Genomic DNA, 13,457 nt, shown 5'->3' on the forward strand with positions numbered 1-13,457 from the left:
CTTGCACGGGTCGTATTTGCACTGCTGAAAGGGCAGAGTGAATACCAAGCGAAAACGGGTTGAGGGCTTCCCCTCAACCATAGAATCTCCCACATGGATTGCGTTTAACGGACGTTAATCACAACGCACTCACGATGAACTCGCGCAACCATTGATGCGCAGGGTCGCGATGAACACGCTCGGGCCAGAGCATCGACATCTCGTAACCCGGGACATCAAGCGGTGGCTCGACCACCTCCAACGCCCCCGCATCGCGAACCAGCCGCGACGGCAGCATCGCGACCATGTCAGTGCTCTCCACCACCGACCGGACAAACAGGAAATGCGGGACTGAAAGCACCACCCGGCGCGTCATGCCCACCGCCGAAAGCGCCTGGTCGGTGACACCCTGAAACGCCCCACCATCCCGTGACACGATCACGTGGTCGAGTTCACAAAATTGCGCCAGTGTCGGCCGTTTTTTCAACTGCGGATGGCCGGCACGCCCTACCAAAACATACCGCTCGGTAAACAACGCTCGACGCCGCAAGCCGAGGGGAGCGTCCTCGCTGGTGTGAAAAGCCAAATCAATTGCCCCCTGCTCCGCTTGTCTGGCGATCTGTGACGGAACCAGGTCAAATACCGCCAGACGCGTGCCGGGTGCTGCCGAACGCAGCCCGGCCAACGCGGGCAACACGATGGTCGACTCACCGTAGTCAGACGCCATGACGTTCCACGTCTGCCGTGCCTCAACCGGGTTGAAAGGGCTGGCGGGTGACACGGCGCGCTCCAGGGCTTCCAGGGCCTGGCGCAACGGCTCGCGCAACTCATCTGCCCGGGCGGTGGGCCGCATGCCCCGTGGTCCTGGCAATAACAGTGGATCACCGAAAATGTCCCTCAATTTGGCAAGATGAACACTCACCGACGGTTGAGACAAACTCAGGCGTTGCGCCGCACGGGTCACGTTGTGTTCCGAGAGCAAGACATCAAGGGTCAGCAACAGATTGATGTCCAGGCGTCGCAGATTATTCATGGTAATACCTGGCATATTGGTTATTCATTTCCAATATACCGGGCAAAGCCCGACTCTGCAGCCTCCTGACACCGGAGACTCAGCCATGAAAGTCCTGCTCGTTTATGCCCATCCCGAACCAAAATCATTGAACGGCTCGCTCAAAGACTTTGCCGTCAAACGCCTGGAATCTAACGGCCACCAGGTGCAAGTCTCCGATCTATACGCGATGGACTGGAAAGCCTCGCTGGATGCCGATGACAGTCCCGGCCGGCCAGCCGAATCGCGGTTCAATCCTTCGCTGGACTCCAAACTTGCCTTCGAAGAAGGTCGGCAAAGCCAGGACATCGTCCTCGAACAGGAAAAACTGCTCTGGGCCGACGCCGTCATTCTGCAGTTTCCACTGTGGTGGTTTTCGATGCCGGCGATCCTCAAAGGCTGGGTGGAACGCGTCTATGCCTATGGTTTTGCCTATGGCGTAGGAGAGCATTCCGATGTGCGCTGGGGTAACCGCTATGGAGAAGGCACGCTGGCGGGCAAACGGGCGATGCTGATCGTCACCGCCGGCGGATGGGAGTCTCATTACAGCCCTCGGGGCATCAATGGGCCCATCGATGATGTGTTATTCCCGATTCAGCATGGCGTGCTGTTTTACCCCGGTTTCGACGTGCTGCCACCGTTCGTGATCTATCGCACCAGCCGAATGGATGAAGCGAAATTTTCGACGACCTGTGATGCGCTCGGCCAACGGCTGGATGACCTATGGAAGACCGCACCGATTCCTTTCCGGCCACAGAATGCAGGCGCGTATGACATCCCGCAGCTGACATTGCGTGCGGAGATTGCGTCGGATCAGACTGGGTTTGCAGCTCACGTCAGACAGGCAGAACGCGATGAACAAGACGTGCGAGCCGCATCCGCAAAAGCGCGCGCCGTGTAGAACAAACTGGCTACCCGCAAACACGAAAAAGCCCGCACAAGGCGGGCTTTGGAAATCGATGTAGGTGGCCAGCGCTGGTCTCTGGCTTACAAGGTTTATCGGGCCTCTCACAGAACAGGATTTTTAACTTTAGGCTGTTCTGCCTCACACGGCATAAGGGCTGGATCTCAGCGCGGAGATCTTTCTAACCGTGTACCCTTGGGAGCGCGCCCCACGCTTCCTCGCTATCCCTTTGCGCATCAGTCTGCGTCTTCACCTACAGCTTCAGAATAGCAAATCGTTCGAGGCCTGGGTCGGGGTTTTTAGACCGATTCTTTTCCAAGAGAACAGTGGGAGGATTGAAAAATAATAATGGCGCGCTTAGAGATCAAATCAGGACGCGATCTCCTGTAGGAGCTGCCGAAGGCTGCGATCTTTTGATCTTAAAGCTCCCAAACCACCGCTAATTTAATAAACCGCCTTGGCGGGATCAAAGCACGCTGCACAGAACCCGCACTCACCGCAGGAGAGACAATAGCGCCGGACGGCGTAGCACTCACGCCGGCAACACGTTACCAACACTCACTACGACCGCAACACCCCGATCGCCCGCCGATACTTCTCAACGCGCTCCAGATCCTCCCAGGACGGCTGGGCAATCCGCGACAAGTCGCTGTTCTCTTCCAGATCCGCCAGTTTCACCACCCGCCCGATCGGGTTCTGCGCCACGCGCTCGATAAACGCCTCGTAGGATTCGCCCGGCACCTTGGTCACCGACGCAATCGCCATCAGCACCGTTTCGCTAAAACCTTCGTTACGCAGATCGTCGAAGCTGATGCCGCAGTCTTCGACCACGTCATGCAGCACCGCGACGATGCGCTCTTCCAGCGTGTTCACCCGCAGCATGACTCTCAGCGGATGCAGGATGTAAGGCGCGCCGCCCTTGTCCACCTGCCCCTCGTGCGCCGCCGCGGCGATGGCAATGGCGCGTTCCAGTGTCTGGGTCATGGGATTCTCCTCGGGTTAAACGCCGTAACGGCCGGCGACATGAATGTTGCGCTGGAACCAGCCTGCAATCGCTTGCCACCGCCCCACAGGCTTGGCGCCCTCAGCGTGGCGTTCGAGAATCATCGACACCAGCGTCGCCTGATCGACGCCCGGATGACCATCCACCACTTCAGCGACCCAGCCACAACCAGCCTTCTGCAAATGCAGACGCCATTCACCCGGCCAGGCTTCAAGCGCCGACACCGCCAACCACACCGCCCCGCCCTGCTCGCAATGACCGCCACCGATGGACTGTTCGAAACAAAAAGGCATATCCGGGCGGGAAAGGTCGATGTGAAAGAGATAAATGTCCTGGGTTTTGTGCTGTGGCGTGGGGGCGTTGTTGCGGCTGCCGATTTCGATCATGGGCGTGTTCCATCCTTGATTTGCCGTTGGCTTTCAGTCTACGACGGTGGCGGCGCTGAACGGAAGCAAGCGTACTCACCACCGAAAATCCCGCGCTTGATCGTTTGATGAAGGCGCGGCCAGGATTTTGAAGTCTGAAAAACATGTAGGAATCTGCCCTTTGTGGCGAGGGGGCTTGCCCCCGTTGGGCTGCGAAGCAGCCCCAAACCCTGCTAGCCCGTTTCCTCAGACACACCGCAATGCCCGGTTTTGCGGCGGCTGCGCCACCGAACGGGGGCAAGCCCCCTCGCCACAGTGACCCCGTGTGGTCCTACAGCCCGGTTGCGGCTACCGAAATCGCTGCCTAGAGTGGGTCTGTCGCTGAGCATATTCAGCGATAGGGTTTCGCAGCCCTGACGATACGTGTAGTAACCTTGCACCCCATAACCAGCAACGGCCGCAAAAACGCGCCCGTACTCCGTTTTATGGTGGCTGTGTGTGGGAGATCTTCGGGTCTGCCGGGTTCCTCGTATCCTCGGTCTGCGAACCCGCACATAGCTACCACCCTTTCGATTCGCAGCGAACGGCAGTAGCTCTTCTTACAGATACGAGGAAGATTTACTTATGAGTACGAACAACCCGCTCCGCCACTACACCCCAATGTCCCATTTCGCCACCGATCACCCCGTCCTCCTCATCGACGCCGACGCCCCACTGCGCGAACTCCACAACTGCCTCAGCGAACGCCTCAACGCTGTCCTCAAATACCTCAACCTCATGGCCTGCACCAGCCTGCCGGACTACGCCGAGCACGACATCAACACCGTTACCAACATCGCCCGGATAATGGTTCAGGATGTGAGTGATGTGTTTCGGGTGATTGAGCAGCGTGGGTTTGATACGCCTAAGGGGCAGTGACCCTATTTGGGCCGTAAAAAAACCCGTGTTATTGCGGGTTTTTTACGACTATGGCTTCGCTAGATCCCATTCGCACGGCCTCAAGCGATCAGTGTCAGTGCCACTTCCTTTTCGCATATCAATGTTGCCATCTGCGTCGAGGTAGATGTGAGTATTGGGCCAACTTGGTGTGATGCTGATGCAATGCCAGCGATTTTTCTCGATTCGCAACTTCATCGCGCAGTGATGAGAAAAGCTCTCGAAGAAAGGCCCTGTCCCCAGGGCCTCCCAGACGCCATCGCTTAGTAAACCTGCACCCGCCACAACTCCCGCGACGAAGAACCCGCCGACATCGGCAACCGCCCATGCAGCGTCCGATAGTTGTCGATCAACACCAGATCCCCCTCACTCCATTGATGAGCAATCAGGCACTCCGGGTCATAAACCAGCGAGTTGACCTGTTCGAGCAGCGCCTGTTGAGCCTCTTCATCATGGTCCTGCACAGCCTGGCTCAGGGTCTGCAATGTCGAGTCGGTGCCCTCTTGGTAACGCAGGATCAGTTCGCCGCTGCGGGGGTGATGATCCACCAGGCTGTACATGCGCGGTGAGCCACCGAAGTAGGTCATTTTGGTGTAGTAGGTGATGTTCACGTCCTGCCATTGTCGGGCGACTTGCTGGCCGACTTTGCGCAGTACGTTTCGGCTGTCGACGATGGTGGTCTGGCCCTCGCCCGGCTGCGGCGCGGTCTTGCAATACAGCATGAATTTGCTGGCGCAGAATTTCGGGTTGCGTTGAACCTGTGCGTCGCTGTCGGGCAGCATGTTCAGGTCCCAGTGCAACGGCGTTTTCTCCAGCGAGTGCACCACGCCTTGGGGTTTGTCCGCAGGCTTGACCACGTGCACGGCGCCGAAGGCCCATTCGTACAGCGTGCCAAAGCGTTCGCAGCTGCGAGCAAAACTGTCCTGGTCATCGAAGCGGCAGCCCTTGAGGCAGACGAAACCGAAGGTTTCCACCAGTGCTTCCAGCAGGCCCGTGGACAGTCGTTCGAAACCCAGCCCCAACGGGTCTCGCACCACCAGGCCAAACAGCGGCAGTTTTTGCAGTTCGTATTCGAAGCCTTTGGCCTGCGGGTTTTCTGTTTGGTGGTAGAGCCACGGGCGACCTTGCCAGGTGACCAGCACATGGTGGTCGAGGTCGACCTGGGCGCGGGCGCGAAGGGTTTGGCTGCCATCGAGGTTGCACACCGGTACGGCGTGCCAGGGGCTGTCGACACGGGTCAGCCCTTCGGCCAGGCCGAAGGTGAATTTGGGCCCGGCATTGCTGTATTGATGGACCGACAAGCGAATGTCATCGCCGAAGAAACGATCCACTGCCGCATTCAATGCCTGCCCGCGAAACATCATTTGGTAGGCTTTGAAGTTGATTTGCTGCAGGTACTCGTCCTCGCTCTGCCCCTCTTCACGGCACAGACGCAGGTCGTTGTAGAGGTGACTGCAGAGGTGGTCATGCGCCTGGCTGAGGGATTCATCGTGCCGGCTCTGCTCGATCAGATCCCCAAGGTTTTTCCAGGGCAAACGGGCCTGCTTGATCAGGCTGGCGCGAACCGACTCGGCACTTTGGGCCTGAGGGAACAGGTCTTCCATGCTGACCCACTGAATCGTGTGGGTGGTGCACAGTCCACGCAAAGCCCGGTTGTAGGTCTCGCGAACGTCGTCGGCCACCCCGACGATGTCGTTGAACGTCGTTCCGTCACTGAGGATCGAGACCACACAACCCGGTGCGTGCAGCGCGGCGATGGCTTGGCCGAGTTGGTCGAGGCGCTCGATGGCCATGACCTCGCCATAATCCGGCAACACGCCGAATGTCTGGTCAGTGGCGTTCGGCGACTTGCAGGGAAAGCCTGGCAATACCAGACGTACCGGCAGGCTCTGATCGAAGCAATGCCCCAAACGTAGCGCGAGATTCGCTCTGCCTTGTGTGTCGAAACAATCATCCGTGCCTTTGAGCAGATAACCCGCGAGCAAATCGCTGACGGCAGCGATCCATGCGTCTCTATGTTCCATAGAACAACTTCCTTGAGAATGTGTGTATCAATAGGATTTAACGGTGTCGCCATGCTCGGTGAATGCATGCGCCGTACCGCAGACTTGCCGCAGAATGCGCAGCAATCCGGCCGGCTGTTCGCAGCAGAAGTTCGGGGCAAGCGCCTGCAAGTCAGGTGTCAGACCATAGCCCCAGGTGACCGCCGCCGAGTACATGCGGGCAGCACGGGCGGTCTTCAAATCGATCTCGGTGTCACCGACGAACAAGCAGTGTTGCGGATCAACCGACAACCGTCGGGCGGCTTCCCATGCCACCTCCGGCTGAGGTTTGAGCGCCCTGCCCGTGCGGTGCCCCAGAATCGTCCCGAAGGCATTCTGCGGAAGCAGCGCATCGGCTACTTGCCGGGCCATTTCCTCGGTCTTGTTGGTCACGATTGCCAGCGGCACTTGTAACTGGCGACAACCTTCAAGCAAGGCAAGCACACCGCTGAAGGGCCGGGAAAATTGAACAAGGTTGTTTTGATACAGCGCCACATAACGCTGGTGCAGCGCGGCCGCATCGGCAATGCCAAACCCCGTGGCGACCTGCTCGATCATCGCTGTGACCCCACCGCCGATATAACCCCGCACCGTCTCCGCTGTCTGCGCCGGGCAACCGTGTTCGAGCAACACCTGGTTCAGGCACCAGGTGATGTCAGGCAAGGTGTCGACCAGGGTCCCATCCAAATCGAAGAGTACGGCTTCGACCCGCAACCGAGACGCCATTATTGAGCACTGGCGTAGTGACAAGGACGCCCCTTGCGGAACACCAAGCGGTGGTAGCGTTCATCGACATTGCTGCGTTTTTCTAGGGTGACCACACCCCGTCGCTTGATAGCCACCGAATGCCAGGGTGTGCGCCACAGGTCACTGGTTGGCACCAACCGGATACCGATTTTCGTCGACACCGCCAGTTGCGGGTGAATCGACAGGCGCAGGCAATGCGGGTAGCGCGCCTGTAACAGCGCACTCCAGGCTTCACTGCGCTGGATCACCCGCTGCGAGGCCGGTTTGGCGATTTTCTTCACCGCATTAAGGCTCATGCCGGCGAATACCTTGAGCCCCGAGTAATCCTCGGACAGGAAGCGATGGATACCGCAGTACATCAACATCATGTGCGGCTCATCCTTGAAACGCTGCTGCAACAAGACCAATGACTGGCCGTGCTCGATCATCATCTCCTCACGCATGGCGTCCAGACAATCAAGCGGAGGATAGGCATCCCGGAGATCGAAATGGGCGAACGTGCCGGGATAGTGCTGTTCGGCGTAGTCCTGGATAGCGTCGGTGTAGGCTTTGACGTCCGCATCGGGAACATGCACCAGGTCAGAGAACACATAGCCATCAGAGCAGATATGAATCAGCGCCCCTGGTGCGTAGATCTGCTGGATCTCATTGCACAGGCGATGTAACTCGTCGATGGCATGATGTTCGGCAAGATCGGGCAGATGGCTGAGGGTTTTCTTGCGGCTGGGCGACTTGCCGGGAAAGGCCGGCAAGACCATTTCGACCTTGCGACCGCTCTCGACTGCTTGCATGACCCTGGTCAGATGGGGTTCCAGCACCTGCAACGAAAGCTCGTGATCCTGCCCCGGGGCAAGGCTACGACGTCGAAACAGGCATTCGAGAATTTGCTGGGCAATGTTCATGTGCGCGTTGTTCTGACGCTCGAGCACCAGCTGACCGCACACCTGTTGAGCAACGGTGTTTGAACCCTGCATAGACAATCCCTTGTGTGGTGAATAACGGCCATTTTTTGACCGTCAGCAGATATTCCTTACCTGCGGGCGGCTAAATTCCTACAAGTCGTTACGACTGTCAATCGTGGCAATCAGGAATATTGCGGGCTGCACGAGCCCCTCCGGGTCTGCCGTCGGTGAAGCTATCAACCAATGCCAAGCCTACAAAAGCGCTTTCACCATCGGCACACAAGCCAGCTGAAGCCCGGAGGGCGAATGGTAAATTGCTGGTTCGTGACCAACGAAACCGCAGCGCCGGTAAAAATCAGCGGCGTTTAAAGTGGCGTCCAGATTGACTTCCCTCAGCCCCAAATTCCGCGCCAGGCATTCAAGGTAGTCCAAGACTCTCAAGCCAATGCCACGTTGCATGAAGCTCGGGAGCACAAAGAGTGCGCCGATTTCACTCTTCTCCAGATCAAGCATTCCTGTCGCCACCGGCTCACCCTGAATACAGCCCAGATAAAAGTGTTTATTCATCAGGTCGCTATACCCGTCCTTGGCCGCTCCTGCCGTCCAGGCCAGCATTTGCTCCGTGGTATAGGCACCGACGCATTGATGCCGTATCGCTTGAAGGCGAATGTCGAACGCCGTTTGGGCATCGCTGTGCGTGGCGCGTCTAATCTCAAACATTTCATTCTCCATTGGCAATCGGTAGACGGAGAACTAAAAAGCCCCGTCCATTTCTGGCGGGGCCTTGGGTAACTACGTCAAATCCTGTGAACGCGTGACCTCACGGCCCGCCAGAGGCGGTCATGGAGGAGCACATCATGTTCATGCGGGGGATGCAGGTCATGGGTCGATAGTGTTTTGGATGATCCGGGTTGTCAATTTTGAGGGGGAAGTAAATGTGAGAGTCATCCGGCCGTACTGGATGACGGGAATCAGTCCAGCAGCGCGACCTTCTTCAGTAGCTCGTACAGCCCGACAGGAACCAGCGGCGTATCGCCAGTAATACTGTCGAGCGGCAGCCACTTCGCAATAAAGGCAGCACCATCGCTTTCTTGAGCGTTCAAGTGGGGCCGTTCATAGACGCTGGTATCCACGAATTTTGCATCGTAGACCTGCACGATTTCGTGCCCGGGCGTGCCGGCATACGTGAAGATGTTTTCGAGCGTGCCGAGCAGGCGAACATCGGTGATGGATAAACCGAGTTCTTCATCGACTTCACGTACTACGGCTTGGGCGCTGGTCTCGCCAAACTCGATTCCGCCACCGATTGGGCGCATGAATGGCTTTCCAGTAACGGGGTCGTACGCTTCGTTGACCAGTATCTTGCCATCGTGATGGAAGATGCAGAGTGCGAGAGGGCGGATGCGGTGTGCGGTCATTAGGTGAAGTCCATTTGCTTTGATCAAACCCTGTAGCAGGTGCTTCCATTTGGCATAGGTAGTGGCCGCGGACGCAGCCTTCGGCAGCTGCTACAGGGTAGTGTCCGTTTTGATATCAGAAGTTGGCTGGAGTGTTGGCGCTGATGATTTCAGCTTCATCCTGGCCGATATTGCGAAACTTGTGAGGCAGCGTTGTCGGGAAGTAATAGCCGTCGCCAGCGTTGAGCACACTGATCTGCCCATCCACGGTCAGCTCAACCGTGCCACGGGTTACAAGCCCACACTCCTCCCCCTCAGCATGCACGATGGGTTCTTCCCCCGAACTCGCCCCCGGCGCGTATTGCTCGCGCAAAAGCCGCATCTGCCGACTCGGCACCGAAGCGCCGATCAGCAACAACCGCAACCCATGACGCCCGAGATCCGGCTGTTCATTGGCGCGGAACACGTATTGGTGCTCGCGGGGCGGTTGGTCGAAGGTGAAGAAGTCCGCCAAAGACATGGGGATGCCTTCGAGCAGTTTTTTCAGGGAGCTGACGGAGGGACTGACGCGATTCTGTTCGATCAGGGAGATGGTGGCATTGGTGACGCCGCTACGCCGGGCCAGCTCGCGCTGGGACAGTTTGTAGCTTTCGCGTACTAATTTGAGTCGTGAGCCCGTGTCCATGACAGCCTTATGCGAAGAATACTTAAGGGGTAATGGGGGTGGGTGGCGGGCGACTGGTGGCCGCGGATCACGCCGTTTCCCGTCCCGGAACCGTGGAAGGCGGGTATTAAATCACGTTTGTTGGTGTTGCTCAGCAGGTTCGATAAACGGCTATGAAAAAAGCCGGCGGGCCCCTGATGCCGGCGGTCAGGTGCGGGAATTGTGGGAGTGGGCCTGCTCGCGATGGCGGTGTATCAGGCAGCATTGATGGCGGCTGATAGGGCCTCATCGCGAGCAGGCTCGCTCCCACAGTGGTCGGTGTTGTTCGCAAAATTTGTGTATGTCGTCAGTTCCCTTGTGGGAGCGAGCCTGCTCGCGATGGCGGTGTGTCAGTCGACAGAGATGCTGACTGTGCGGCCGCCTTCGCGAGCAAGCTCGGCCCCTACAGGGATTGCGTCTGGCTTAGATACCAAACCGGTCGCGCAGCGCGTAATACGCGGCGCCCATGGCGGTGAGCGGGGCCTGGAAGGTGCGGCCGCCGAGCATGGGCATGTGCGGCAGGGAGGCGAAGGCGTCGAAGCGTTCGGCGTCGCCGCGGATCATTTCCGAGATGAGTTTGCCGGCCAGGTGCGAGCAGGTGACGCCGTGACCGCTGTAGCCTTGCATGTAGTAGGCATTTTTTTCGATGCGGCCGAATTGCGGCATGCGGGACATGGTCAGCAGGAAGTTGCCGGTCCAGCGGTAGTCGATTTTCACGTCCTTGAGTTGCGGGAAAGTCTTGAGGATTTTTGGTTTGATCAGTTGCTCGATGTCGTCCGGCTCGCGGGCGCCGTAGACCACGCCGCCACCGTACAGCAGGCGGTTGTCGGCGGTGAGGCGGTAGTAGTCGAGCAGGTAGTTGCAGTCTTCGACGCAGTAGTTGTTGGTGATCAGGCTGCGGGCGACTTTTTCGGACAGCGGCTCAGTGACGACGATTTGCGAACCGCACGGCATGCTTTTGCGCGTGACGCGGTTGTCGAGGTCTTGAGGCAGATAGGCGTTGCCGGCGATCAGCAGGTACTTGGCCCGCACCACGCCTTTGGCGGTGCGCACGGTAATCGGCTCGCCGTAGGTGATTTCCACGGCGGCGGATTGTTCGTAAATTTTGCCGCCCAGGCTGATGATCGCGGCGGCTTCGCCGAGGGCCAGGTTCAGCGGGTGGATGTGGCCGCCCTGCATGTCGAGCAGGCCGCCGACGTAGTTGTCGCAACCCACTTCGCGCTTGATGTCAGCGGCGTCGAGCATTCTCAGATTCTTGTTGCCATAGCGCTCCCAACTGCTCTTTTGCTCGGCCAGGCCGTTGAGTTGCTTTTTGTTCAGCGCCGCGAAGATGCCGCCGGGGCGGTAGTCGCATTTGATGTCGTACTCTTTGATGCGCGAACGGATGATATCGGCGCCTTCAAAGATCATGCTGCCGAGCACTTCGGCGGTTTTGTCGCCGTAACGCTCTTCAATGACATCGACGTCGCGGCTATACGAATTGACCAGTTGGCCGCCGTTGCGACCGCTGGCGCCGAAGCCGACTTTGGCGGCTTCGAGCACGGTCACGCTGTAGCCTGCTTCGCTGAGGAACAGCGCCGAGGACAAACCGGTGTAGCCGGCGCCGATCACGCAGACGTCGCAGTCCACTGCTTGTTCCAGCACCGGGAAGTCACCGGTGAAGTTGCGGGTGGCGGCGTAGTAGCTGTTTACATGCTTTTGTTTAACAGAGTCTTGTTTCATAGGTTTCTCCGATGGCCGCAAACGCTCGCCTGCGACCGCCGCTGTAAAGGTGTTAGAGCTTGATCCAGGTCGCTTTCAGTTCGGTGTATTTGTCGAACGCGTGCAGCGATTTGTCCCGACCGTTACCCGACTGCTTGAACCCGCCGAACGGCGCGGTCATGTCGCCGCCGTCGTACTGGTTGACCCAGACGCTGCCGGCGCGCAAACCACGGGCGAAGCTGTGGGCCTTGCTGAGGTTGCTGGTCCATACGCCGGCTGCCAGACCGAAGATGCTGTCGTTGGCGATCTGCAGCGCTTCTTCAGCGGTGTCGAAGGTGATCAGCGACAGCACCGGGCCGAAGATTTCTTCCCGGGCGATGGTCATGGCGTTGGTCACGCCGTCGAAAATCGCCGGTTCCACGTACAGGCCACCGGTGTCTGCGAGGGTACGATTGCCGCCGGCAATCAGTTGCGCGCCCTGGTCTTTGCCGATCTGGATGTAGCGCAGCACGTTGTCCAGTTGGCGCTGATCGACGACCGCGCCGACGGTGGTTTCAGGATCGAGGGCGTGGCCTGGTTTCCAGGCTTGCAGAGCTTCCACCAGCAGCGGAATGAATTGCTCGCGAATCGAGCGTTCCACCAGCAGACGTGAGCCAGCGGTGCAGACTTCGCCCTGGTTGAAGGCAATCGCACCAGCGGCTGCTTGTGCTGCCGCACGCAAGTCCGGCGCATCGGCGAACACCACGTTCGGGCTCTTGCCGCCCGCCTCCAGCCAGACGCGTTTCATGTTGCTTTGCCCGGCGTAGATCAGCAGTTGCTTGGCAATCGCGGTGGAGCCGGTGAAGGCCAGCACGTCGACGTCCATGTGCAACGCCAGCGCCTTGCCGACGGTGTGACCGAAGCCTGGCAGGACGTTGAACACGCCTTTGGGGATGCCAGCCTCCAGAGCAAGCTGCGCGATGCGGATCGCCGTCAGTGGTGACTTTTCCGAAGGCTTGAGGATGAACGAATTGCCTGCCGCCAGGGCCGGGGCGAACTTCCAGCTGGCCATGATCAACGGGAAATTCCACGGCACGATGGCGGCGACCACGCCTGTCGGTTCGCGGGTGATGAGGCCGAGTTGGTCGTGCGGTGTGGCGGCGACTTCGTCGTAGATTTTATCGATGGCTTCGGCGCTCCAGCGGATCGCGTTGGCGGTCGCCGGGATGTCGATGGCCATGGAATCGCTGATCGGTTTGCCCATGTCGAGGGTTTCGAGCAGCGCCAGTTCTTCCTGATTTTGCAGAATCAGATCAGCGAAACGAATCAGGACGCGCTTGCGCTCGGCCGGGGGCAGTTTGGCCCAGATGCCGGATTCGAATGTGCGGCGTGCAACCTGCACGGCGGCATTGGCGTCGGCTTCGTCGGTGCTGGCGATGTTCGCCAGGAAGCGGCCGTCGACCGGGCTGATGCACTCGAAGGTGTCGCCGCTGAGCGCCGGGCAGTATTGGCCGTCGATGAATGCGCGGCCTTCTAGTGTGAGGGACTGGAAGCGTTGTTCCCAGTCGCTGCGAGTGTTTGTCATGGTTGTGACTCTACGCAGAGGAATATGTAGTCGCCGGACTAAAGCCGACCAATTAACGATCAGAAAACCACGATTTCCTGTGGGAGCGACCTGTGGCGAGGGGGCTTGCCCCCGTTGGGCTGCGAAGCAGCCCTAAAATCTCAGATGCACCAAAGATCTTTGT

13 protein-coding genes are annotated in these 13,457 nt (G+C 58.7%); 2 read left to right on the forward strand and 11 right to left on the reverse strand.

Going from position 1 to position 13,457, the window contains the following annotated elements:
* Positions 1 to 118: 118 nt before the first annotated feature.
* Entirely contained in the window at positions 119 to 1,012 is an 894-nt protein-coding gene (locus ACZ9IM_RS27945) for a LysR family transcriptional regulator (protein ID WP_427623479.1), read from the reverse strand.
* 85 nt (positions 1,013 to 1,097) lie between these two features.
* On the opposite strand from ACZ9IM_RS27945, the gene ACZ9IM_RS27950 reads away from it, so the two are divergent.
* A complete protein-coding gene (locus tag ACZ9IM_RS27950) occupies positions 1,098 to 1,931 on the forward strand; it encodes an NAD(P)H-dependent oxidoreductase (protein ID WP_476225595.1) in 834 nt (277 codons plus the stop codon).
* Positions 1,932 to 2,495: 564 nt separating this feature from the next.
* Here the strand turns inward: ACZ9IM_RS27950 and ACZ9IM_RS27955 are convergent.
* The gene (locus ACZ9IM_RS27955) at positions 2,496 to 2,918 is read right to left on the reverse strand and encodes an HD domain-containing protein (RefSeq protein ID WP_427623476.1); all 423 of its coding nucleotides are present in this window, start codon (positions 2,916 to 2,918) and stop codon (positions 2,496 to 2,498) included.
* A gap of 15 nt (positions 2,919 to 2,933) precedes the next feature.
* Complete coding sequence (locus tag ACZ9IM_RS27960; protein ID WP_427623475.1) at positions 2,934 to 3,323, reverse strand: hypothetical protein; 390 nt, start codon at positions 3,321 to 3,323, stop codon at positions 2,934 to 2,936.
* Positions 3,324 to 3,926: 603 nt separating this feature from the next.
* Between ACZ9IM_RS27960 and ACZ9IM_RS27965 the strand changes: the two genes are divergently transcribed.
* Complete coding sequence (locus ACZ9IM_RS27965) at positions 3,927 to 4,220, forward strand: fructose-bisphosphate aldolase (protein ID WP_476225597.1); 294 nt, start codon at positions 3,927 to 3,929, stop codon at positions 4,218 to 4,220.
* A gap of 281 nt (positions 4,221 to 4,501) precedes the next feature.
* On the opposite strand, the gene ACZ9IM_RS27970 is transcribed toward ACZ9IM_RS27965, so the two are convergent.
* The 8 genes from ACZ9IM_RS27970 to ACZ9IM_RS28005 form a co-directional block, all read right to left on the reverse strand.
* On the reverse strand, positions 4,502 to 6,262 hold the full coding sequence (locus tag ACZ9IM_RS27970) for an isocyanide synthase family protein (RefSeq protein WP_476225599.1): 1,761 nt from the start codon (positions 6,260 to 6,262) through the stop codon (positions 4,502 to 4,504).
* A 27-nt stretch (positions 6,263 to 6,289) separates the two neighbouring features.
* Positions 6,290 to 7,006, reverse strand: a complete 717-nt coding sequence (locus ACZ9IM_RS27975) for an HAD family hydrolase (protein ID WP_476225600.1) — start codon at positions 7,004 to 7,006, stop codon at positions 6,290 to 6,292.
* The gene (locus ACZ9IM_RS27980) at positions 7,006 to 8,001 is read right to left on the reverse strand and encodes an L-tyrosine/L-tryptophan isonitrile synthase family protein (protein ID WP_476225602.1); all 996 of its coding nucleotides are present in this window, start codon (positions 7,999 to 8,001) and stop codon (positions 7,006 to 7,008) included. The genes ACZ9IM_RS27975 and ACZ9IM_RS27980 overlap by 1 nt, the downstream gene beginning before the upstream one ends.
* A gap of 180 nt (positions 8,002 to 8,181) precedes the next feature.
* A complete protein-coding gene (locus ACZ9IM_RS27985) occupies positions 8,182 to 8,649 on the reverse strand; it encodes a GNAT family N-acetyltransferase (RefSeq protein ID WP_427623470.1) in 468 nt (155 codons plus the stop codon).
* 251 nt (positions 8,650 to 8,900) lie between these two features.
* The gene (locus ACZ9IM_RS27990) at positions 8,901 to 9,347 is read right to left on the reverse strand and encodes an NUDIX hydrolase (protein ID WP_476225605.1); all 447 of its coding nucleotides are present in this window, start codon (positions 9,345 to 9,347) and stop codon (positions 8,901 to 8,903) included.
* A 115-nt stretch (positions 9,348 to 9,462) separates the two neighbouring features.
* Positions 9,463 to 10,011 (reverse strand): cupin domain-containing protein, encoded by a 549-nt coding sequence (locus ACZ9IM_RS27995; protein WP_427623468.1) that lies wholly within the window; start codon positions 10,009 to 10,011, stop codon positions 9,463 to 9,465.
* A gap of 441 nt (positions 10,012 to 10,452) precedes the next feature.
* Positions 10,453 to 11,751, reverse strand: coding sequence for an NAD(P)/FAD-dependent oxidoreductase (locus tag ACZ9IM_RS28000; protein WP_427623467.1), 1,299 nt, complete (start codon positions 11,749 to 11,751; stop codon positions 10,453 to 10,455).
* Between the two features lie 52 nt (positions 11,752 to 11,803).
* Positions 11,804 to 13,294, reverse strand: coding sequence for an aldehyde dehydrogenase (locus tag ACZ9IM_RS28005; protein ID WP_427623465.1), 1,491 nt, complete (start codon positions 13,292 to 13,294; stop codon positions 11,804 to 11,806).
* Positions 13,295 to 13,457: the final 163 nt, after the last annotated feature.

This window comes from Pseudomonas sp. TE12508 (assembly GCF_056279485.1).